Annotated in this window: 15 protein-coding genes; 5 read left to right on the forward strand and 10 right to left on the reverse strand. The window is 69.4% G+C overall.

Annotated elements, in window-relative coordinates; genetic code table 11:
• The first annotated feature begins 193 nt into the window (after positions 1-193).
• Positions 194-1,315, forward strand: a complete 1,122-nt coding sequence (tal, locus tag HUA75_RS43165; RefSeq protein ID WP_174489756.1) for a transaldolase — start codon at positions 194-196, stop codon at positions 1,313-1,315.
• On the opposite strand, the gene HUA75_RS43170 is transcribed toward tal, so the two are convergent.
• Together HUA75_RS43170 and HUA75_RS43175 are read right to left on the reverse strand one after the other, a co-directional pair.
• Entirely contained in the window at positions 1,221-3,965 is a 2,745-nt protein-coding gene (locus HUA75_RS43170) for a DUF6493 family protein (RefSeq protein ID WP_174489757.1), read from the reverse strand. The two genes, tal and HUA75_RS43170, sit on opposite strands and share 95 nt — an antisense overlap.
• Complete coding sequence (locus tag HUA75_RS43175) at positions 3,962-5,335, reverse strand: SWIM zinc finger family protein (RefSeq protein WP_174489758.1); 1,374 nt, start codon at positions 5,333-5,335, stop codon at positions 3,962-3,964. Before HUA75_RS43175 ends, HUA75_RS43170 begins: the two co-directional genes overlap by 4 nt.
• Positions 5,336-5,531: 196 nt before the next feature.
• Here HUA75_RS43175 and HUA75_RS43180 point away from each other — a divergent pair, with 196 nt between their 5' ends.
• Positions 5,532-6,839, forward strand: a complete 1,308-nt coding sequence (locus HUA75_RS43180) for an acetamidase/formamidase family protein (protein WP_141642540.1) — start codon at positions 5,532-5,534, stop codon at positions 6,837-6,839.
• A gap of 46 nt (positions 6,840-6,885) precedes the next feature.
• On the opposite strand, the gene HUA75_RS43185 is transcribed toward HUA75_RS43180, so the two are convergent.
• From HUA75_RS43185 to HUA75_RS43195, 3 genes are all read right to left on the reverse strand, one after another.
• Positions 6,886-7,641: a DUF5953 family protein gene (locus HUA75_RS43185; protein ID WP_174489804.1), complete on the reverse strand. Its 756-nt coding sequence runs from the start codon at positions 7,639-7,641 to the stop codon at positions 6,886-6,888.
• Entirely contained in the window at positions 7,638-8,549 is a 912-nt protein-coding gene (locus HUA75_RS43190) for a DUF6310 domain-containing protein (protein ID WP_174489805.1), read from the reverse strand. Before HUA75_RS43190 ends, HUA75_RS43185 begins: the two co-directional genes overlap by 4 nt.
• Positions 8,550-8,714: 165 nt before the next feature.
• Positions 8,715-10,772: a glycoside hydrolase family 71 protein gene (locus HUA75_RS43195; RefSeq protein WP_174489759.1), complete on the reverse strand. Its 2,058-nt coding sequence runs from the start codon at positions 10,770-10,772 to the stop codon at positions 8,715-8,717.
• Between the two features lie 263 nt (positions 10,773-11,035).
• Between HUA75_RS43195 and HUA75_RS43200 the strand changes: the two genes are divergently transcribed.
• Positions 11,036-13,462: an ABC transporter permease gene (locus HUA75_RS43200; protein ID WP_174489760.1), complete on the forward strand. Its 2,427-nt coding sequence runs from the start codon at positions 11,036-11,038 to the stop codon at positions 13,460-13,462.
• A gap of 9 nt (positions 13,463-13,471) precedes the next feature.
• Here HUA75_RS43200 and HUA75_RS43205 read toward each other — a convergent pair whose 3' ends face one another.
• From HUA75_RS43205 to HUA75_RS43215, 3 genes are all read right to left on the reverse strand, one after another.
• Positions 13,472-14,122: a carbonic anhydrase gene (locus HUA75_RS43205; RefSeq protein ID WP_141642538.1), complete on the reverse strand. Its 651-nt coding sequence runs from the start codon at positions 14,120-14,122 to the stop codon at positions 13,472-13,474.
• Between the two features lie 74 nt (positions 14,123-14,196).
• Positions 14,197-15,801: a hypothetical protein gene (locus HUA75_RS43210; RefSeq protein WP_371746324.1), complete on the reverse strand. Its 1,605-nt coding sequence runs from the start codon at positions 15,799-15,801 to the stop codon at positions 14,197-14,199.
• A complete protein-coding gene (locus tag HUA75_RS43215; protein WP_174489761.1) occupies positions 15,798-16,421 on the reverse strand; it encodes an FAD-dependent monooxygenase in 624 nt (207 codons plus the stop codon). Before HUA75_RS43215 ends, HUA75_RS43210 begins: the two co-directional genes overlap by 4 nt.
• On the opposite strand from HUA75_RS43215, the gene HUA75_RS43220 reads away from it, so the two are divergent.
• Positions 16,306-16,707: a hypothetical protein gene (locus HUA75_RS43220; protein WP_181790571.1), complete on the forward strand. Its 402-nt coding sequence runs from the start codon at positions 16,306-16,308 to the stop codon at positions 16,705-16,707. The two genes, HUA75_RS43215 and HUA75_RS43220, sit on opposite strands and share 116 nt — an antisense overlap.
• Positions 16,708-16,781: 74 nt before the next feature.
• The gene (locus HUA75_RS43225) at positions 16,782-18,452 is read left to right on the forward strand and encodes a condensation domain-containing protein (protein WP_174489762.1); all 1,671 of its coding nucleotides are present in this window, start codon (positions 16,782-16,784) and stop codon (positions 18,450-18,452) included.
• Between the two features lies 1 nt (position 18,453).
• Here HUA75_RS43225 and HUA75_RS43230 read toward each other — a convergent pair whose 3' ends face one another.
• Together HUA75_RS43230 and HUA75_RS43235 are read right to left on the reverse strand one after the other, a co-directional pair.
• Positions 18,454-20,955: an ATP-binding protein gene (locus HUA75_RS43230; RefSeq protein WP_174489763.1), complete on the reverse strand. Its 2,502-nt coding sequence runs from the start codon at positions 20,953-20,955 to the stop codon at positions 18,454-18,456.
• Positions 20,952-21,755 carry an alpha/beta fold hydrolase gene (locus tag HUA75_RS43235; RefSeq protein WP_141642533.1) on the reverse strand — a complete coding sequence of 268 codons (804 nt, stop codon included), beginning with the start codon at positions 21,753-21,755 and terminating at the stop codon, positions 20,952-20,954. The genes HUA75_RS43230 and HUA75_RS43235 overlap by 4 nt, the downstream gene beginning before the upstream one ends.
• Between the last annotated feature and the right edge of the window lie 238 nt (positions 21,756-21,993).

The following is a 21,993-nucleotide window of genomic DNA, read 5'->3' on the forward strand; positions in this document are numbered from 1 at the left end:
CTCTCTCCGGGCTGGGGACCCCCGTAGGGTGTTGACGGTGGAGTCCCTGGTGAAGCGGCGCGGCCATGAAGGGGAGGGAGGGTCCGAGGGTCCTCTCTTCGGAGAGCAGCCCGGCGGGGGGGCTCCTGGGCGCAGGCCCGCTCACGGGCGAACGTGGCATGGGCAGATTGAGGACCAGGGGAGGAACGTCCCAATGAATCCACTGCGTCAGCTCGCGGAGTTCGGCCAGGCCGTCTGGGTGGACAACCTCCAGCGGAGCTACATCACCCAGGGCACGCTCAAGAAGCTCATCGACGAGGATGGGCTCAAGGGCCTCACCTCCAACCCCACCATCTTCCAGAAGGCGGTGTCGGGCAGCGAGGACTACGCGGACCTGTTCGTGGCGGCGCGCGCCAAGGGGCTCTCCGCCAATGACGTCTACGAGCAGCTCGCGGTGCGCGACGTCCAGGGCGCCGCCGACATCCTCCGGCCCGTCTATGACGCGCTGAAGGGGAAGGATGGCTTCGCGTCGCTGGAGGTCTCTCCCCGGCTCGCGAACCAGACGCAGGCCACGCTCGAGGAGGCCCGGCGGCTCTGGAAGACGCTGGCGCGACCGAACGTGATGATCAAGGTCCCTGGCACGGAGGCCGGGGTGCCCGCCTTCCAGCAGCTCATCACGGAGGGGCTCAACATCAACGTGACGCTCCTCTTCAGTCAGCAGCGCTATCGGCAGATCGCCGAGGCGTACCTGTCCGGGCTGGAGAAGTTCGCCAAGGCGGGTGGAGACTTGAGCACGGTGGCCAGCGTGGCCTCGTTCTTCGTCAGTCGCATCGACGTGGCGGCCGACAAGGAAATCGAGCAGCGGCTCAAATCGGGCGCCTCCGCCGAGCAGCGCAAGACGCTGGAGGCCCTGAGCGGCAAGGTGGCCATCGCCAACGCGAGGCTCGCCTATCGCATCTACCAGGAGCTCTTCAGCAGCGCACGTTGGAAGGCCCTCGCCGCGAAGGGCGCGCGCGCACAGCGCGTGCTGTGGGCGAGCACCAGCACGAAGAATCCGAAGCTGCGGGATGTGCTCTACGTGGAAGAGCTCATCGGCCCCGACACCGTCAACACCATGCCCCCGGCGACCATCGACGCCTTCCGGGACCACGGCAAGGTGCGCACCAGCCTGGTGGAAGACGTCGCGGGCGCCAAGGAGACGATGCGCCAGTTGGAGGCGGGCGGCGTGTCGATGAAGTCCATCACGGAGCGGCTGTCCGTGGACGGCGTGAGGCTCTTCGAGGAGTCGTTCGATGCGCTGCTGGGGGCGGTGGGGGCGCAGTTGAAGAAGCAGTAGGCGCCAGCGGCTCGAAGGTCTTCCGGTGGGATGTGCCCTGGAGGTAGTCCCACGCCTCGGCGTCCGTGAGCCGGCCTTCCGTCTGGGCCAGCAACTCCAGCAGCAGCTTCACCAGCGTGCCCTCGTCGCGAGGGGCGGTGTCCTCCGAGGTCTTCCTCAGGGCGCGCTGGATGGCGAGGGCCACCTGCGCGGCATGTTCCTCCGAGGCACTGGCCACCCGCGCCAGCGTCATGGACAGGCGCTTGAGGTTGATGAGCCCCGTGGGGCGTAACTCGCGCAGCATCTCCCCGAGCTCCTCGGCGGTGAGTCTCCCCGTGGCGAGCGCGGAGATGGCGGCGTCCACGCTCACGCCATGCTCACCAGGCTCCTTCGTCGCCAGACCCATGGCGAGCACCAGCCGGGCCATGGAGCCCAGGCGCAGCCAGGGGTGAAGCAACTGCTCGTAGGCGACGACGTTGCTCCAGTTGGCCTCGCTCCAGTCGATGTTCATGGCCAGCTCCTCCGCGTGGCTGGCGAAGAACGCCTCCAGTCCCGAGGGCCAGAGCGTCGCCGCCCAGCGCGGGTAGGGCTTGCCGCCGCCGCCGTTTTCCTTGATGAGCATCAGGCCCGGAATGTCCTGGCGTTTGAGCTTCCCTGGCGCGATGGGCTTGGGCGACGTCGAGATGAACAGGTCGTGGAAGGTGAACTTGCCGGAGCGTCGCGCCTTGACGGTGAAGGTGTGCTCCGACTCCGGCGTTTCACCCCGATGCCTCCGCGCCACCGACACACTCACGTCCACTGTGTCAGGTGCGCTCTTGCCAGGCCCCAGGGCCCAGGCGACGAGCTTGAGTGCGTCACTTCGCGAGCGGCTCGACTGTTTCAGGGGGTCCAGGGCCTTCGAGTCTCGAACGGGAGCGAGCCGACACAGGGCGAGACACAGGTCCGCGAGCGGGGGCTCTTCCGCCTCGGGTGCGCGCGCCAGCAGGCGCGCCACCAGCGTCTCCGGAGCAAGCCACCCGCCCTCATGGGTGGGCATGGACAACAGGCCCTCTTCACGTCCCGCGTCCAGGGCCCTCGCGAGGTCGGAGATGCGTTCGCTCAGCAGTGGCAGGAACACCTCGTGTCCGGGCGTGAGCGCCGGCTCGGGAACCTCGCGCAGCGTGGAGTGGGCCTCGCCCGGAGGCGCGAGCCATGCGAGTGCGAGGCCCGCGAGGCGAACAGCCAATGACTCTCCGTAGGTCTTCGCGCTCAGCTTCCTGGCGCGCTTCGCCAGGGCGGAGGTCCGCCGCGCGAAGTCGTCGGGACGCTGTCGGCCCAGTCGGGCCACGCCATCCAGCACGCGCTCGACCTCCATCGGATTGCCCGCGTCCTCGATGCAGGTGGAGAGCGCGGAGAGCAGCTCGTCGAGGCTCGCGATGGGCGTCACCGCGAAGCGCGCGTCCGTGGGTGAGGCCGGCGCGCGAGGCTCCCCGGAGGGCTTCTTCTTGTCCGCTGTCCTGGGAGGTTCCGAAGCCGTGGGGCGCGTGCTCTCACCCAGCCATGCCTGGACGTGCTTCTTCAGCGAGGCGGCCACGCCGTCCACCCGCTCCTCGACGGCGGTGCGAAGGGCCGCGTCGGGCGTCTTCGCCAGGGACTCCAGCGCCTTCAGCACGGCCTTCTGCACGTCCACGGCCTCGTGCGCGAGGCCGGAGGCCAGGGCCCCCGTGATTCGCTCACGGGAAGCGCCGGACTCGCGCTCGCCGAGTGCCTTGAGGAGCTTCACCGCCTGCTGCGCGGTCCCCTTGTGCCGGGCCAGCAGCACGGGCTCCAGCGCGGGCAGGGCGGAGTCCACGGGCAAGGGCTCGCGGGCCTCCAGCGCGGTGACGACGTCGAGCGCGAGGCTGACCGTCGCGGGGATGGAGCTGCCCAGGAGGCGCAGATAGCGGTCCCTGTGTCGCGCCAGCTCCTCGGGGGTTGGCTCCAGTGCCTCGTGGAAGCGGGAGAACCAGCCCGCGCGAAACGCCGCGAAGTCGCGCTCCAGTGCTCCCAGCGTGGCGTCCAGCAGGCGCCCTCGCTCCAGCGTGCCCTGACGCATGTGCCGCAAGAAGACGGAGGCCCAGGTCTTGTCCTCGAAGGTGTACTTGTCCTTCGCCGCGAGGCTCAGCTCTCCGCTGCCCTCGACCTCGAACAGGCGCCACGCCTCGTGCTCCAGCAGTCGCGGGTCCGTGTCGAAGGGGTTCGGATGGAAGCGCGTGTCCAGGAAGAGCATGCCCGTGGTGTAGTTGTCATGGGTGGGGCGACGGGACACCCCCTTGCGCATGAGCATGCGCGCCACCCAGAAGTAGGACGGGGCGAGCGCGACGAGCCGCTCGGCCGCGTCTTCCAGCCAGTCCGGTCGCAGCTTCGCGGCCAGGTCGGCGGCCTCCTCGGGAAGGGCACCGAGGAGGCGGGGCGTCCAGTCCGAAGGCGGGACGGTGAAGAAACACAACATGGCCAGCACCCGGGAGCGTTCGCGCCGGAGCGCCTGTTCCTCGCGGGAGTCCGACCAGTGCTCGTCCCGGAGCGCCTTGTCCCGCTTGAGTGCCTCGGGGCCGAGCTGTCTTCGCTGCGCTGGAGTCAGTCCCTCCAGCAGAGTGGCGCAGGCGGCGGGGCTGGGAGCGGCGAGCAGCGCATCGAGGGGCGAGGTCGTCATGAGGCGTCGGGGTCCTCGGCGCGCTGGGCGTGTAGCTGCGCCGCGAGAAGGTGTTTGCAGGGGCCTCGCTCCAGGGCGTGGCGGGAGAACCAGGGGCAGCCACAGCGCAGCGGCTCTCCATCCGCGTCCAGCAGGGCGTGGTAGGTGACGTCCGCGCCGCGCACCCACCAGGCGTTCGGGGTAGAGGCGTCCGGTTCCAGTGCACCCGCCTCCAGCAGCGCGCGTGCGTCGGAGAGGCGGGGTGCGAGAGCCTCCACCTGCTCAAGGTCGAAGGGCAGCTCCCGGTGGAAGAAGGCGGCCGTCTGCGAATCGAAGCCCACCAGTCCCCTGACGCCGAGCACCTGGAGACCGTGCCACACGAGGTCCTCGGGCGCGGACAGCTTGCTCGCCAGCGCGCGGGGCTCCAGCACGGCCTCCCAGCGCAGCTCCGCGCGCAGCGTGGACAGCACCTGCTCCACGGCGGGGCGCTGTGCCAGGGCGGACAGCGTCTGCCCTTCGCCGGAGAAGCCACGCCACACCTCGCCGGAGAGCGCGAGCGTGAAGCGCAGGACGCCCATGTCGAGCACGAAGGCACTGGCCTGACCCCGAGGGTCCGCGTGCAGGATGAGTCGCTTCGCGAAGGGGACCAGGTCCTCCAGCACGCGCAAGCGCTCCAGGCCGGTGAGGCGCATCGCGCCCGTCGCCGCCGTCGAGCTCAGTCGCACCGAGCGCCCCTGGGGCACCAGGTAGTGCGGGCGCTTGTCGGTGCGTGTTCGAGGAAGGCCGCGCAGGAAGCGCAGGGCCTCCGTCGTGGGCAGCTCCGCGAAGGGCGTGAGGCGGGACAGGTACGCCTGCACCTCGGCGAAGCCCTTGAGCCAGCGCAGCGGCAGCGGCACCTTGCGCTCCACCACCCGTGCTTCGCCGCGCTGGAGCGCCACCTCCGCGTGGCCCACGGACAGCGCGAGCGGCTCCTCCGCGCGCACGGTGGCCAACGCCGCCCGCATCGGCGCGTTGAAGTCCACGTTGGTGGTGCCGAACGAGGCGACGTCACCTTCGTAGGCCGACGGCGTGAGGTCCACGCGGGCATAGGTGCTGGCGCAGCCGGAGAACCCCTCGAAACGCAGCATGCCGCGTCCGCATGTCACCACCGGGTCGGCTTCGAGCAGGATGCGGTGCAGCATGGCGGGAGGGACATGGAAGCGCGTCCCCACCACGCGGGACAGGGCGCGCAGCGACAGCGCCGTCAGCCGGGGTTGGAGCAGGCGCCCCTCGAAGAAGTACGGCCGGGGCGCGCCGCCGCCGGAGGTCATGAGGCGCAGCGCCTGTCCGCGCTCCTCGGCCACGAGCTCCGAAGGGCCGCTGTACTGATAGGTGTGGCTCAGGGCCGTCATGTCTCGTCACCTCGCACCGCGTGGAGGCGCGGGGTGGGTGCGACGCTAGCGTGACGACCTGCCTTGTCCAGTGACGCCTGGCTCGCCTGCCGTGAGGTATTCCCGCGAATGGCGTGGATGCGGGACCTTCACGCCTGGCGTCAGGCTCGCTTGGACGATGCGCGGGGTGCACTCCGATGGCATGGTGACCTTCGACATGACCCGCCCCGCCGTGACGTTGCTCCTCTGCTGTGTTCCCTGGTTGGTGTTCGCGCAGGCCCCCGTGAAGGAGCAGTGGGTCGTCACGACGGACCTGTGGGGCAATCCGCTCTATCAGGCCCTGTCGCTGGAGCGGACGGGCAAGCGGCTGGGGGGCGAGTTCGACGGGGACACGTTGGAGGGTGAGCGGACGGGCCAGGAGGTCCGCTTCACCGTCACGGACTCAAACAAGGCGCGCTACATCTTCACGGGCAAGGTGAGCGGGGACACGATGCGGGGCACCGCGGACATGCCCGACACGAACAACGCCCAGGCGCGGGTGAAGCATGCCTTCACCGCCCGGCGCATCGCCGAGCGTCCCTCGGGGCCTCCGCGTCGCCACGAGTTCAAGCCCACCACCTGGTCCAACGAGTTCTCCGCGACGCGCGAGCCGGTGCTGACGCTCTGGGCGGGTGACACGCTGAAGACGACCACGCTCGACTCTGGTGGCGTGGATGAGCACGGCGTCACGAAGGCGCTCTTCGGAAATCCCCAGACGGGGCCGTTCTTCATCGGGGATGCGCGGCCTGGGGACACGCTGGTCATCCACCTGAAGCGCGTGCGCTTGAATCGGCGTCACGCGGACAGTCTCGACAGCATCGTCGGAAGGGCGATGACGCCCGCGCTGGCGGCGAAGGCGACGGAGTTGGGCAAGCCCGTGCGCTGGACGCTGGACTGGGAGAAGGGCGTCGCGAGCCCTGAGACGCCGACGGAGAGACTGAAGGACTACACGGTGCCGCTGCGGCCCATGTTGGGAGGACTGGCGGTGGCGCCGGGCTTCGGTCTGCCTGCCTTCTCCACCGGAGACACGGGGCGCTTCGGTGGGAACATGGACTTCAACGAGGTGGTGGAGGGCAACACCGTCTACCTGCCTGTCTTCCAGCCGGGGGCGCTGCTCTATCTGGGTGATGCCCATGCCGCGCAGGGCGATGGTGAGACGTCACAGTACGCGTTGGAGACGTCGATGGAGGTGGAGTTGACGGTGGATGTCGTGCACGGCAAGGCGCCGTCGATGCCCCGGGTGGAGTCTCCCACGCATCTCATGGTGCTCGGGCAGGCGGGCTCGCTGGATGATGCGCTGCGCTCGGCGACCAGCGGCATGACGCAGTGGCTGGAGCAGGACTACGGGCTGTCGTTGTCGGAGAGCGCGCAGGTGTTGGGCACCAGCGTGCAGTACGTCGTCGCCAACCTCGCGGGGCGAAGCGTCGGCGTCGTCGCGAAGCTGGACAAGTCGCGACTGGCGAAGCTCCGCGCCACGGGGAAGTAGCGCGGCTCCATCATCGCAAGTGTGCGAGGCGTGACGCCGTGAATGCTCACGGCACCGCGCGCCCGCCTATCGCCGGGAAGCGCTCATAGGCACGGAGGAGCGCATCCAGGTGGGCGGGGTTGTCGAGATCGAGCGGCGCCTCCGTGAGCTGCACGAGCCATCCTCCCTTCGCCGTGTGCCGCGCTCGCGAGAGCAGCTCGGCGTCGCGAGCGGGGTCCGGAAAACCGATGGAGTGAGCGGCGGCGGGCGACCAGTAGTTGATCCACCCCAGGTGGTGCGGAATCACAGGGGAGCCGACTTTCACGGCGAACTTGAGCGCTGGCAGGCCCCGAGGAGGAACCCCTGGCTTATGCACGGGGTCGATCGTCTGCCGTGAGATCTCTACCCCCGCACGGAAGGGCGTCGCATGCCCCCAGAACGCCTGCGCACCCTCCGCCACGCCTTCAAGCACATTCGCCGAGACCCCAATCACGGTCTCGTCGAGTGGCAATTTGGCATGGACGTCCAGCAGCGGTTGTCCACCCGGCGCCAGGCTCGCGAGGAGCTGTAATCCAGAGATCGTCACGGGGAAGCGTTCGTCGCCATTGCATACCAGCGGGAATTTCCCCTTCGTCGTCGCTTCCGTGAGCCAGGCGTCGCGCTGAGGCAATGGGAGAGGCTGCCCTTCCTTGGAGACCCTCCACTCCAGACGTAAACCGGGAAGCGCCCGTTCCATCCCCTGGACGATGGCGAGCGAGCGCCCGTCTTTGTCCGCCAGCGGGGGCGCGTAGACGATGAGGGCGAGGGTCCTGTGCTGATTCATCGCTTGCACTCCGTGACGACGATCTTGAGCTCGCGAGCTTGGAACTCCAGCGCTTCCTTGTGCTCTTTGGTGCTCACTCCCACGACGAAACCATACCCACAGGACACCGCGACGGCGTGCTCTTCCCGCAGCTCCTCCACTTGATCCTCGACCACCTGCTCCTTGAGGAAGTCACTGTAGGTGTCGAATCGGTCGGTCTTGATCTCCCACAATACGCGCACGCCGACCTGCAGGGCGTCGAAGTGCTTGGTGTCAACGAGCACGTCCATCCCAGGGTAGCGGTTGGGTGGAATCCTGTCGGCGCATCGGTCATGTGCGTCGTCTCCACCTCGATGCTTGACCGGGATGGCCTTGCACCTGTGGAGGCGCTCGCGCTCCAGGGGCTCGGTCGGCACCGGGGGGAACCAGTCCTGCCCTGATGGCTCTGGCTGGGGATTCCGATTCGCGGAGAGGTCCCGCGGAGCGGCCTTCGTTCGGGAGGCAGGCTCGGCCTCCTCGGGACTGCTTCCTCTCAGCTCATACGCATCCAGTGCTTCCTTGATGGCGAGACCCACCACCACTGCGCCGACGACGATTACCGCGCCTACGATGATTTCGGGAGCAGCCAGAACGCAGAGGCCGACTCCTAGGACGACCGTGCCCGCGGAGGCAACGGCGCACCTGCCCGTTGGGTCGTTGAAACGGATCCGGTCATGGTTGATGGCCGGATAGCAGCGCTCCGCCAGTACGGGCCAGGGTTGGGAAGCCTCACGGACGGCGCACCGTCCTCCGTCCATCCACGGCAGCCCGGCCGCTCGCTGGAGGTTGGCGAGCCGTGGGCTTCGGGAGGTGCGCCCTCTTGGGGGCGGTGCCGGCGTAGCGCACGCCGAGAGGAAGATCAGAAGTGCAGCGCAGGCGTGGAGTCGCAGGGCTACGTCCTTTCGTGCCAGCGAACAGGGGGAGGCTGGCCACTTCCATGAGTGTCGGGCGGCTCAAAGCCATGCATGCCGTGCAATCGCAACAGGCCGGGCCGGCCGTCGAACATCCACGGCCGACCCAGGTGATGCCGTGACTCACGTCACCCGCAAGTGACTTCAGGGGAGGAAGGGCGAGCGGTCACAGGAGAGGCTTCCTCCCGCGCGGTACAGCATGTCCTGGTAGACGATGGTGTTGTTGATGGGGAAGGCGCTCGTCACGGAGGCCACCGTGGCGCCATTGCGCACCAACCGGAAGCTCGGCGTCCCCTGCTGGAGCGGGACTCTGAACGACTGGATTCCCGCCGCCACGTTCGTGCGCTGAACGCTGCCCGCCAGCTCGATTTCCAGCGTCGCCGGCGCCGTCAGGAACGCGAGCAGCTCGATTTCGTTCGCCGCGGGCGCGCCATTCACCAGCCGGTAGACGGCGCTCTGCTTCGTCAGGTCCGGCGCCGCGCTCGTCGAGTGCCGCCGGTGGAAATAATACAACCCATCCCGGACGATGGGCGGCTGCACGCCTGTCTTGAACCACGCCGTGTAATAAGCCGTCAGGTCGAAGGCGGCCCACTGCGTGCCGGAGGACGGGGAGAACTCCGTCGCCTCCGAATAATCATTCCACGTGATGAGCTGCACCCAGTCCGCGCCGCCCTGGATGGCCGCGCTCCACAGGGCCCGGAGCGCCTGCGAGTTGTTCGCCTCCGTGTAGACGAGGTCCTTGGGGCGGGAGTCCTGCAAGGCCACCGGTGCCATCCACTGGAGCCCCATGCCGTGCGCCGTGCCGGGGTTGGCCAACTGCCCCGAGGCGCCGGAGAGCGTCCGGCTGCCCCAGGTGGACGTGCCATGCAACGGCACCACCGCCTTGAGTGCGTTCGTCTGCGCCACCCACGGGTTGACGTACACGGGCCACAGCGCCGAGGGGATTCCGCGTGCCTGGAGGGCCTGGACGACGGAGGCCCACCACTGAGGCGTGCGCTTGTCGGCGTAGTACGGCGCGAGCAGCAGGCGCCCATCGTCCAGGTGATACACCGCCGGGTGCGAGGCCACCGATGCGATGGAGTTCACGAACGCCGTCAGCGCCTCCGCGTCGGTGCCCGAGTAGGTGGAGGTCAGGTCCGGCATGAGGACGATGCGGAACCCGCTGTCGACGTTGCTCGCGGCCTGCAACAGCTTCAGCAGGCGGTTCCAGTGCGTACCGGTGTGGTTGAGGATGTCGTAGGTGAAGCCGTCCAGGCCCAGCGCAGAGGCACGGCGCACCTCCAGCTCGAAGTTCGCCAGCTCGTAGTCCACGCCAGCCGCGCGAGGCGCCTGGGGCAGGGGCCGCTGCTTGAGAAGACCGCCGCAGTACGCGAACTTGGAGTTCTCCCCGGTGGGCACCAGATAGTGGCGCGCGTAGTAGTCGACCGAAGGCTCCCGGTTGTCGAGGGAGAGCGGGTAGGGCGAGAAGTAGTGCGCGAAGACCTTCTTCGGTGACGCGCGCAGCGTACTCAGGGCCGGCAGGTCCAACGGCCAGCACGGCGTGGCGGGCGCGGCGGCGACGTCCGCCGTCAGCTCCAGGTCAAAGCTCAGGTCCGACGAGTTGAGCGTGGACTGGTGCACCTCCACCGCGAGCACGTTGGTGCCCGAGGTGAGGAGCGCGGCGGACACGGAGGCGCTGTGCCAGGTCAGCTCGGCGCTGTCCGCGATGACGGTGCTCGCCAGCGTCGACGCCGTCACCGTGCCCGAGGGCAGGTTGCTGCGAAGGACCTCCTGCCCGTTCAGGTAGACGATGGCGCCGTCATCGCGCAGCAGCCGCAGCACCACGTTGCTCACCCGGGAAGGGGCCGCGACGGTGAACGTCTTGCGCAGCCAGGTCGTCACGTAGCGCGACGACGTGCTGGGTCCGTAGGAGACGACCGTCGCCTCATCACCGTCGCCATAGCCGAGCTGCGCGGAGCCCTGCTTCCACGCCGTGTCCGTGTAGCCCACCGCCGTCCAGCCCGCGCCCGGGTCCACGCCCGTGTCGCGATATCTCCACACGCTGCCCGGTGCGACGAGCGTGCTGACCTGGAGGTGCTCCTCCACTGTCGCTGTCGCGGAAGGGGGTGGGGTCTCCTCGGGCCGCGAGGCGGGGCCGCAGGCTCCAAGGAGGGGAATGAACAAGGCAATCCAGACTGCTCGCCGCAGGGGTGTGGTGTTCATGGGGGTGTGGTCTTCCAGAGGGTGTGTAAAGCAGGAAAACTTAAAAATACCTGATAACAAGGAAGGCACTGGAGCGTCCCGAGAATGTCTCCGGCCTTCGCAATCCCACTTCCGGGCAGGGGCTCCCCGGTTGTGGGAAGGCCGCGAGGCCCATGCGCGCCGTCTCCCCAGTGGGAGGGTCCTGGCACCTGGCTTGCTCAACGCAGGCGCGAGTTTCGCCTCGGGTGTGGGGCGGGCTCGGCTTCCCGTCCCCGGAGTGACGCATGACGAGTCTGGCCCAGGAGTTCCGTCTCTCACTGCGCAGGCTGCGCGGCAGTCCGGGCTTCACGCTGGTGGCGGTGCTGACGCTGGCTCTCGGGGTGGGCGCCAACAGCGCCATCTTCAGCGTGGTGGACGCGGTCCTCCTCCGCCCGCTGCCCATGGGAGAGCCCGAGCGGTTGGTGCGCCTGTACAGCAGCGATGGGAGCCCCGGGGACAGGCCCACCTCTCCGCCCGACTTCACGGACTTCCGGACGCGCACGCGCTCCTTCTCCGGGATGACGGCGCTGCGCGGCTCCGAGCTGACCCTCGCCGGCGACGGAGACGCGCCCGAGCGGCTGCGCGGCGCCTACAGCACCGCTGACTTCTTCGAGGTCCTGGGCGTGCCCGCGCAGCTCGGCCGCGCCTTCCGCCCGGAGGACGCGCAGCCGGGGCGCGAGCGGGTGGTGGTGCTGGGCCATGAGCTGTGGCTGCGGCGCTTCAACGCCGCGCCGGAGGTGCTCGGCTCCACCCTGATGCTCGGGGGCGAGCCGCACACGGTGGTGGGCGTGGCGCGTCAGGGCTTCGACTTCCCTCTCAAGTCGCAGCTCTGGGTGCCCTTCGTGTGGAACGAGGAGTTCACCGACCCCGGTGCGCGGGGCAATCACTCGCTGCGCGTCTACGCGCGACTGAACCCCGACGTCACGCTGGAGGCGGCTCAGGCAGACCTGTCCGAGGTGGCGCGACAGTTGGAGCGCGAGTACCCGGACTCGAACACCGGCTACCGCGCCTCGCTGGAGCCGCTGCGGGACGCGTTGGTGGGTCGGGCACGGCCCGCGCTGCTGATGCTGCTGGGGGCGGTGGGGCTGGTGCTCCTCATCGCCTGCGCCAACCTCTCCAACCTGCTGCTCGCGCGCTCGGTGAGTCGCCGGGGAGAGCTGTCCGTGCGCATGGCGCTGGGCGCCAGCCGGGGCCACATCGTCCGGCAGCTCCTGGTGGAGAGCGTGGTGCTGGCGGCGCTGGGCTCGGGGCTGGGCGTGCTCCTCGCGGGGTGGCTGCTGGACGTGCTCGTCGGGCTGTCGCCCCAGGGCATTCCGGGGCTGGAGCAGGTGGCCATCGACGGCCGCGTGCTCGCCTTCACCTGCGGCCTGGGGCTCTTCACCGCGCTGCTGTTCGGGCTGCTGCCGGCGCTCCAGGCGTCGCGAGAGCATCCGGGCTCGAGCCTCCAGGAGGTGGGCGCCAAGGGCGGCACGCGCGGAGGCGGGCGCATGCGTCACGCGCTCATCGTCGGCGAGACGGCGCTGGCGGTGGTGCTGCTCGTCTGCGGAGGGATGCTGCTCCAGGGCTTCCAGCGCTTGCAGGACGTGGACCCGGGCTTCGAGCCCCAGGGCGTGTTGTCCTTCGAGCTGGACCTGCCGCGGGGTGCCTATGGCTGGGGCACGCCGGCGACGCGCGGCTTCTATGACGGCCTCCTGGAGCGGCTGCGGGCGCTGCCCGGCGTCGAGTCCGTGGGGGCCATCCAGGGCCTGCCGCTGGCGGGTCGCACCATCGCCTCCACCCTGAGGGACATGGCCCTGCCCGAGGCCCGGCCGGGAGAGAGCTGGGGGGCGCAGGTGAGCATCGTCACCCCGGGCTACACGCAGACGCTGCGCCTGCGCCTTCTGAGGGGCCGCTGGCTTGAGTCCGGAGACGACGCGGGCGAGGGCCGCCGCGCGGTGCTCATCAGCGAGGAGGCCGCGCGACGCTACTGGCCCGGGCAGGACCCGCTGGGGCGCACCGTGGAGGTGGGCGTCAACGTCGGCCAGGGCCGCTTTGGCGGCGAGGTGGTGGGGGTGGTGGGTGACGTGCGCCACGATGGGCTGGAGAAGGCGTCGTTCCCTCAGGTGTACGTGCCCTTCAGCCAGGGGACCCTGGGCCGGATGACGGTGGTGGTGAGGACGAAGGCGGACCCGCTCTCGCTGGTGGGGCGGGTGCGCGAGGAGGTGCGGGCGCTGGACGCCCAACTGCCCCTGGGCAACGTGCGCCCGCTGGAGGCGCTGGTGGGCGAGGCGCTGTCCCAGCCTCGCTTCTACATGCTGGTGACGGCGGGCTTCGCGGTGCTGGCCCTGCTGCTGGCGGCGGTGGGCCTGTCGGGTGTCATCGCCCACGCGGTGAGCCACCGCACGCGGGAGTTCGGCATCCGCATGGCGCTGGGCGCGCGGGGGGGCGAGCTGCTGCGACTGGTGCTGGGGCAATACCTGCGGCTGACGCTGGTGGGGCTCGGCATCGGGCTCGGGCTGGCCTTCGCCGCGAGCCGGATGATGACGGGCCTGGTGTACGGCGTCGCTCCGACGGAGCCGCTGACGTATGCCTCGGTGTCGGTGCTGCTGGGCGTGGTGGCGCTGGTGGCCAGCTACGTGCCGGCGCGCCGCGCCACGCGCGTGGACCCCATCATCGCGCTGCGGCACGACTGAGGCCGCCCGCTAGAAAATCGAGTCCTTGTCGGTGAGGTTGTAGACCTCCTGCACGTCGCGCAGCAGCTTGGGGAAGTCCAGCTCCAGGTCCCTCAACAGGCCGGTGCGCATGTCGAACACCCAGCCGTGCACGGTGGGGAAGCCCTTCTCCACGTAGCTGCGCTGCACGGCGGCCGTCTTGACGATGCTGATGCACTGCTCGGTGACGTTCAGCTCCACGAGCCGGGCATAGCGGGCCTCGGGGTCCGTGAACGTGTTCAGCTCCGCCTTGTGGAGCCGGTAGACGTCGCGCACGTTGCGCAGCCACGGGTTGAGGATGCCCAAATCCTTGGGCTGCATGGCCGCCTTCACGCCCTGACAGCCGTAGTGGCCGCAGACGATGATGCGCTTCACCGACAGGTGGCGGACCGCGTAGTTGATGACCGACATCACGTTCAGGTCGACGTTGTTGACCAGGTTCGCGACGTTGCGGTGGACGAAGACGTCCCCGGGCTCCACGCCCATGATTTCGTTGGCGGGCACCCGGCTGTCGGAGCAGCCGATGTAGAGGTACTCCGGGTTGTGTTCCGCGGACAGACGCTCGAAGTACTGCGGGTCGTCCTTCGTCTTGTCGGCGGACCAGCGGCGGTTGTTCTCGAAAATCTTTTCGTAGGAGGGCACGGTCCCGTTGCATGCCGCCCCTGCGCCCCCGCGTCAACGGGGACGTGTCATTTCCGGTTCGCTGTGGACACGCCTCAGCGGGCGAGCTGGATGAGCCTGGGCGGCGAAGCCCTCAGCTGGCGCATGTCGACGAGGATGTCGTACGCGCGGGACTCGGGCAGGACGGGACCCGCGGCGAAGCGGTAGAGGCTCCGCGTGTCCTTCTCCTGGGGGAAGCGCTCCCGGACGGCGGTGGCGAGCAGCTCCTTGGCCACCCACTCGGTGTCGACGGACACGGAGCCGAACTCGTCCAGATAGCGCTGGGACGCGGCGGAGTCTCCCTGCCGCGCGGTGAGGACGAAGACGCGCGGCTTGCGCGCGGGGACGATGGCGGAGGCCCCCTGCCGCATCAGCGCCAGCTCCCGCTCCTGCGGCACCGCGAACAGCTCCACGGACTGCTGATGTGCGAGCAGGGCGCTCACCGCGACGAACCCGCCCAGCAACGCCACGGCCACGCGAGGTCCCCGCGTGGGAAACCGGTCCCCCAGCTTCACCATGGCGGCGAAGAAGAACACGCTCCACACCCCCGTGAGGGCATAGAGGGTGCGGTACGTGGGCCACCGCTCGCTGGCGAGCAGGCTCGCGCAGTACGCGACGCCCGACAGGCCCACGAGCGACACCACCCACGTCCCCACGCCAACGCGTCCCGTGCGGCGCCCCTCGACGACGAGCCCCAGCGCGAGCACCGTCAGCGTCACGCCCACCATGGGCCAGTACCCCCACGAGGGCGCGGCGTCCGTGTCGTTGAGCGCATTCAGCGCCAGGGCGTTGGGCAGCACCTGGGTGACGAACCAGACCGCCTTGGCCACGAAGTGCCGCTCCAGCACCATGCGCGGCGACGGGGTGAACACCCCCAGCGCGAACGTCATCCGGGTGACGACATACGCCAGCCCCAGTCCCCCGCCCACGACGAGCACGTGGCTCGCGAGCCAGCGCGCGGACGCTCGCACATCGTCGAACCGCCGCGTCACCAGCGCCGCCGCGAGCAGCACCGCGTAGAACGGACCGCTCGCCTGATAGATGAGCGTCGACGCGGCCAGGGCCGCTACCCCGCCCACGCACCAGGACACGCTCCGCGCCCCGCCCGTCGAGGTGCCCACGCCTCTTCGTGCCAGGGCGAACGCCCCCACGCTCAAGAGCAGCGCCACCGCCTGGGGCCAGCAGATGCTCCAACTGGCGACCACCTGCGCGGAGGGAATCACGATGAGGAAGGCGGCGAGCAGCGCGGCGGGAGACCTCCGCCACCCCTCGGCCCGGAACAGGAGGTAGAGCGCGAGTGACAGCAGGGCCAGCCCCAGCACGCCCAGGGCCCGCAGGCCGCCCAGCCCATCCACGTCGTCGACTTCACGCGTGGAGCGCTCCAGGAGCCAGCCGTACAGCGGACGGCCCATGGCGCCGCACACCCGCAGAATCTTCCCAGGCTCCTCGCGGGCCTCCCTCAGAATCGCGTAGTCGTCGCGCAGGCCATAGTCCAGGGAGATGGCGCTGCCATAGACGACCCAGGGAAGCAGGAAGAGCAGGGCGGCCGTACCCAGTGCTCGGAAGGCACCTGTCGTGATGCGTGTCTGCAGGGGGAACCTCTGAAGGCTCGCGAGCCTAGCAGAGTCGTATGACGCGTCTCGGTATGCGTGAAGTCTCACGCCAGAGTGAAACGTCCCACAACGACTTCACCGCCCGGCCGCCCAGGCCCATGCGGCGTGTCCCTCTGGACGAAGCAGCAGCCTTCCCAGGCCGTGGAGCGGGGTGGCGTCGTCGGAAATGTCGAGTTCCAGCACCTCCAGCCTCGGTGTCCAGCCTGGCGCGGGCTCCCACCGGGTGGGCGGGTGGGGGCCACCCTTCGCGTGCAGAGCGGCCCCCGCCCGTCCAACCCGGCAGTGAGGGCAGCGCCCGGTGGGGCGAAGGCACGGGCGCGTCCGGGTAGGCGACATCGAGTCCTCCGAGGTGCTCGGCGAGCGGCGTCACCGGCGAGCAGCACGCGTCCTTGCCGGTACGCCTCCGCCAGCCGCGTCTCGTTGCCGAAGCGCGACAGCCACCGGGGTTCTCGCATCCCGAAGTCGGAGCCCGCCACGCGCGTGAGGCTCGCCCGCAGCTCGTCCAGGGGGAGCGGCTCCTTGAGGGGCGTGTGCTCGCGCCGGGCGTCCGTGATGATGCCGTCCCCCATGGGGACGATGAAGGCGTTGCCATGCGCGGGGGTGAGGGCGAGGCAGGAGGTGGGCCAGGCCACCTTCGCGTTGCTCGACGACGTGCTCGGGTTCACCATCGAGGAGCAGGCCTTCGGTGCTCAGCAGGGCGAGGGGCCTCCAGTGGCCGAGCGGATGCGGGCGCTCGCCACGCCGCGTTTTCCCCATGTGGCCCGGGCGGTGGACGCGCTGGTGGACTCCGACTTCGACGCGCGCTTCGCCAGGCACGGTGAGCCGCGTGGGGCCTTCCGCAAGGCATTGGACAGCGACCCTGGACCGTGGAGCACCTGGGCGCGCGTGTATCGGAACGGGAGGGATTGGCAGGTGACGCCCGGTGGCGGGCCGCGTCTGCTCGTGCACGCCTGAATGTCAGACTATTGGAAGCAGTCCTTGACGTCGCCCGGTCACGCACCCACCTCAACCGGAGTGGAAGTGCTTGCGTGAAGAACGAATCCCGGCTGCCTGCTCACAATGTGACCATCGAGGGCTGGGTGGTGGAGTGGCTCGCCCTCTACTGGCAGATGCCCGCGGCCTCCATCGACACGCGGCGTCCCCTGGTGGAGCAGGGGCTCGACTCCATGGGGGCCATCTCCCTGGCGCATGACCTGGAGCAATGGTTGGGTTTGCCGCTCACCCTGTCCTTCCTCTGGGAGCAGCGCTCCATCGAAGCCCTGGCGCGTGCCCTGGCTTCGCCGGGAGACCTGTTCGCCCAGGCACCTCCGAGCGAGTCCGCCGAGTCGACGTGGGCGCCCGGCGGTGCGACTCCCGCGTCCCTGGGCCAGCAGCAGCTCTGGCGACTCAACAAGCTCCAGCCGGGAAGTGCTCGCTTCCATGTCCACCTGGGGCTGCGATTCGACGGTCCGCTGGATGTCGACTCCCTCAGGCTCAGCCTCCAGGAAATCGTGCGACGGCATGAGTCGTTCCGGACGACGTTTCGCGAGCAGGACGGGCGGCTGACGCAGGTGGTGGCCTCACCGTCGCGGCTGGAGATGCCTGTCGTGGACCTGCGCGCGGAACTGGACGGGGACCTGGGAGGGGCCCTGGGCTCCGCGTCCTTCCGGACACTCCATGAGGCGCAGGGGCGCACGCCCTTCGACCTCCAGGCCGGACCCCTGATTCGCACGGCGCTGGTGGTGCTGGCGGACCAGACCCATGTGTTGTTGGTGACGCAGCATCAGCTCATCACGGATGGGTCCTCGCTCGGCGTGTTCGGTCGGGAACTGGCGTCCCTCTATCGCGTCTTCCATGCGGGGGTCCCGTCGCCGCTGGCCCCACCGTCGCGTCAGGTGGCGGACGTGGCGCGCTGGCAGCATGCGTGGCTCTCCGGAGAGGCAGCGCAGCGGCAGCGTGAGTATTGGCGCGCGCGGCTGGACGGGGTGCCCGCGTTGACGTTCGCGTCGAGGAGCGCCGATGCCGAGGACCCGCGGCTGGGAGGACTGGTCTGTTTCGAGGTGCCCGTGGCCCTGACGTCGGCCTGGAAGGCGCTGGCGAGCAGGGAGGGCGCGACGTTGTTCACCGCCCTCTCGGCCGCCTTCGCCGCGCTGCTGCGCTCGCATGCGGGCCAGGAGGATGTGCTGCTGGGCACCATGGTGGCCAACCGGGGGCGGCGCGAGCTTCGCGACGTGGTGGGGTATCTCGCCAACACCGTGGCGCTCCGGTGTGACCTGACGGGCAACCCCTCGTTCCGGGAGCTGCTGGCGCGCCACCGCGTCCGCACCACCGACGACCTGAGTCATCAGGAGCTGCCGTTCGACGAGGTGGTGCGGCACGTCCGCGACGCCGGGGGCGCGCCGCCGAGGGTGCGGGCCGCATGCGTGTTCGAGAGTCTGGCCACCTTCGAGCTGACCATTCCCGGCCTGTGCTGCACGCTGTTGTCGGACACGCCGGATGCGTCCGTACCCGGCACGGCCCGCCATGAGCTGACGTTGCTGTTGCGCGAGGACGAGGGAGGCCTGCGGGGCGCCTTCGAGTACGCCGCTGACGTGTTCCAGCCCGTGGAGGTCGAACAGCTCGCGGAGCGCTTCCGCCACCTGCTGGGCCGCGTCGTGGAGACGCCCGATGCGCGGCTCGATGACCTGCTGCCTCTCGGGGTCGCCGCGCCGTTCGCGTGACTCAGGCGCTGGAGTCCGAAGGCGGTGTCCCCACGGGACAGGCCTCGGGCACGGCCTCCATCAAGGCCTGGCGGGCCTCCTCGAAGTCGCGCAGGGCGGAGTCCACTTGCGCGCTCAGGTGCTCCGTCGGCTCCTGCTGTGAGCGGGCCTCCAGCTCCTCGCAGGTCCGCGAGAGGCGCGCCGCGCCGAACAGGGCCGCGCTGGAGCGCAGGCTGTGCGCGTGCCGGGTCAGCGCGGCCGCGTCGTTCTCCTCCAGGGCGAGACGGAACGCTGACAGGTGCTTGTCGGCGTTGCGCAGGAAGTCGCGCACCAGCGTGGCCAGCTCGCTCCGGTCCGGGCCGGTGAGCAGCTCCAGTCGTTGGAAGGCGGCCGGGTCGAACGCGACGGCGGGGGGCGCGGGAGTCGGTGCGAAGCGAGGCGCCTCCGCCGCGTTCTCCAGCGCCGCCACCAACACCGACGCCTCCACGGGCTTGGTCACGAAGTCGTTCATCCCCGCCTGGAGACACAGCTCCTGGTCTCCCTGGATGACACTCGCCGTCATCGCGATGATGCGAGGGTTTCCATAGCGCCGCGCGTCCGCCCGGATGCGCCGGGTGGCCTCCAGGCCATCCATCTGGGGCATGTGGACGTCCATGAAGACGACGTCATACGGCTCGCGCTCCAGCGCGCCGAGCGACTCCTCGCCATTGCCCGCGACGTCGGCCTCGTAGCCCAGCTTCTTGAACAGGCGCAGGCCGACCTTCTGGTTGATGGGGTTGTCCTCCACCAACAGGATGCGCAGCGGCAGGCGCTTGCCCAGGGTGCCGTCCAGCTCGACGGTGGGCCGCGTGGGGACCACCTGTCCTTCCTTGAGCACGACTTCGAGCGTGAAGGTGGAGCCCACGCCCACGGTGCTCTGGACGCGGATGGTGCCGCCCATCATCTCCGCCAGCCGCAGGCTGATGGCGAGCCCCAGGCCCGTGCCGCCGTAGTGGCGGCTCGTCGACGCATCCACCTGGCTGAACGAGCGGAAGAGCCGATTCATTCGCTCGGTGGGAATGCCGATGCCCGTGTCCTGGATGGTGATGCGCAAAGGCCAGCTCTTCGCTTCGGCGTCGGGGGGCGCCTCTCCCTTCGAGACGTGGATGGAGACGCCGCCCTCGTGGGTGAACTTGAGCGCGTTGCCCACCAGGTTGACGATGACCTGCCGCAGTCGCGTCTTGTCGCCAAGCAATGCGTCGTGCACGTCCTCGTCCACCGAGTGGCGCAGGTAGAGCCCCCGGGTGGACGCCTGGGGGCTCAGCAGTCCCATGCACTCCTTGAGGCCCTGGCGCAGCGAGAAGGACTGGCTGTCGAGCTCGAAGGCTCCAGCTTCAATCTTGGAGAAGTCGAGCAGGTCGTTGATGAGGCGCAGCAGCGCGTCGCCGCTGGTGTGGATGACGTCGACGCACTCCTGCTGCTCCTCGGTGAGCGACGTGTCGCGCAGGAGCTGGGCCATGCCGAGCACGCCATTCATGGGCGTGCGAATCTCGTGGCTCATGTTGGCCAGGAAGCTGGACTTGGCGGCATTGGCCGCGTCGGCCTCCGCGCGCGCCGCGTCCAGGGCCACGTTCTTCTCGCCCATCGCGGAGAGGGCGTCCTGGGCCTCGGTGACGTCGAGGAAGGCCCACAGCCGGCCGCGCGCGGAGCCTCGGCGCGCGGGGACGCAGGAGACGGACAGCGTCTGGTGCGGTGACTCGAAGTGCCAGAGCATGTTGCGCAGCTCCGGCTCGCTGCCGTCGAACATGCGCGCCATCCGCTCCTCGATTCGCGCGCGGTTCGTCGCGCGCTCACGCAGGGTGGCCATGGCGCGGGACATGAGGTGGGCGGCCACCTGTCCCTCCGGAAGGCCGAGCAGCGTGGCACCCGGCTTGTTCACCCACGTCTCCACGCGGTTCTGCTCCAGGAAGACGAGCCCGCAGGGCACCGCGTCGGTGATGGAGTCCACGCGCGCGCGCAACGTCTCCGTCGCGCCTTCCAAATCGCACTCGCGCGCGGCGGTGAGCAGGAGCCCGGACAAGGCCCGGAGGGCTTCCTGCTCGGTGGGCGTGAAGGGCGAGGTGTCCTGGCGAAGCAGGACGAGGCCCCCCTTGCGGTCATCGACGGACTGCCACGGCAGCACGGCCATGGCCCCGCGCAGAGGCGCCGGAAGCGCCAGGTCCGTGGGGCTCGGCTCGAAGAAGCGCCACTCCGCTTCGCCCAGCACCCCTCGGAAGAGCAGCTCTCCCAGGTGGGCCAGCCGGGGGCGCGTGGCGGGGGTGCCCGCCAGCTCGAAGACGGTGACAGCGTCGATGCGGCGCAGGCTGACGGCCACGTCCGCGCGACAGGCCTGGCGAATCACCTCCAGCACCCTCGCGAGCTGACCGCCATCCCGGAGGGACAGGGCCTTCACCGAGGCCACCATCAGCTCCGTCACCGAGGGGTCCACGCTCGGTGGTCCCGGGGGCTCACCCGGGTCGGAGGCATCCTTCCGCGACAGACTCACGAGGCGGCGAGTGCCTTGGCGATGAGCGTGTTGACCTCGTGGGGCGCGGTCAGATGTGGCAGGTGTCCCTGATTGGGGACGTGGTGAAGTTGCCCCTGGGGCAGGCTCTTCGCCAGGTACTCGCCCACGCTGTTCGGGACGGCGAAGTCGTTGAGCGGCTGGACGACCCAGGCCGGAATGGTGAGTCGGGCGACCTGCTCGCGGAAGTCGGACTCGAAGATGATGCGAATCACGCCGATGGCGATGTCAGGTCGCAGCGCGACGAGGGACTCGGAGAAGGCCCGGACCATCTCGGGTGTCGCGGAGGGGCCCACGGCGGCCTGCGCGAAGCCGCTGGCCCACGCGTCGAAGTGTTTCTCGATGGTCTCGTACAGCGCGTCGATGTCCGGCCGCTCGAAGCCGCCCAGGTAGTTGGGGGCGTTCATGTAGCGCGGCGACGCGCTGATGAAGAGCATGGAGCGGAAGAGCTCCGGACGGACCAGCCCCGCCAGCAGGCCAATCATCCCGCTCATGGAATGGCCCACGTAGAAGACATCGCGCGCCTGGACGGCCTCCAGCACCTCAATCAAGTCCAGCGAGTAGCTCTCCAGGCTCGCGTAGCGATGCGGACTGTAGGCCTCCAAATCCGAGCCCTGGGCGCCCACATGGTCGAACAGGACGATGCGGTGCGTGTCCTCGAAGGCACGCACCTGGTTGTGCCACGCTTTCTGATTGTTGCCGAAGCCGTGGGCAAGCACGAGCACGTCGTCGCCCCTGCCGACGACCTGCACATTGTTTCGAGTGAGGACCGTCTTGGACATGGCTGGCCCAGTCTAAGCCAGGCACCACGTCAGCGCCGACCAGCCCCGCATGCCCACGGGTCGACCAATCAACGAAGTGTCGCGTTGACCCACCCGACCTCGTGGAAACCCCTGAGCCCGCATTGGGTCGGGAAACGTGGGTGTCATTGACGCCAGGGCAAGCGCGCGCGACGCGAGGCCCGTGCCCGGTCGGCCATGTCAGACATTCGTCCCGTCAGCCCCGGCACAGAGTGAGGCG

This window comes from Myxococcus sp. CA040A (assembly GCF_013336725.1).
Classification (GTDB): Bacteria; Myxococcota; Myxococcia; order Myxococcales; family Myxococcaceae; genus Myxococcus; species Myxococcus llanfairpwllgwyngyllgogerychwyrndrobwllllantysiliogogogochensis.

What these genes read in the sequence shown, in the direction of transcription:
- tal (WP_174489756.1), top strand. Translation starts at nt 194, where the DNA reads ATGAATCCACTGCGTCAGCTCGCGGAGTTCGGCCAGGCCGTCTGGGTG.
- HUA75_RS43170 (WP_174489757.1), bottom strand. Translation starts at nt 3,965, where the DNA reads ATGACGACCTCGCCCCTCGATGCGCTGCTCGCCGCTCCCAGCCCCGCC.
- HUA75_RS43175 (WP_174489758.1), bottom strand. Translation starts at nt 5,335, where the DNA reads ATGACGGCCCTGAGCCACACCTATCAGTACAGCGGCCCTTCGGAGCTC.
- HUA75_RS43180 (WP_141642540.1), top strand. Translation starts at nt 5,532, where the DNA reads ATGACCCGCCCCGCCGTGACGTTGCTCCTCTGCTGTGTTCCCTGGTTG.
- HUA75_RS43185 (WP_174489804.1), bottom strand. Translation starts at nt 7,641, where the DNA reads ATGAATCAGCACAGGACCCTCGCCCTCATCGTCTACGCGCCCCCGCTG.
- HUA75_RS43195 (WP_174489759.1), bottom strand. Translation starts at nt 10,772, where the DNA reads ATGAACACCACACCCCTGCGGCGAGCAGTCTGGATTGCCTTGTTCATT.
- HUA75_RS43200 (WP_174489760.1), top strand. Translation starts at nt 11,036, where the DNA reads ATGACGAGTCTGGCCCAGGAGTTCCGTCTCTCACTGCGCAGGCTGCGC.
- HUA75_RS43220 (WP_181790571.1), top strand. Translation starts at nt 16,306, where the DNA reads ATGATGCCGTCCCCCATGGGGACGATGAAGGCGTTGCCATGCGCGGGG.
- HUA75_RS43215 (WP_174489761.1), bottom strand. Translation starts at nt 16,421, where the DNA reads ATGGTGAACCCGAGCACGTCGTCGAGCAACGCGAAGGTGGCCTGGCCC.
- HUA75_RS43235 (WP_141642533.1), bottom strand. Translation starts at nt 21,755, where the DNA reads ATGTCCAAGACGGTCCTCACTCGAAACAATGTGCAGGTCGTCGGCAGG.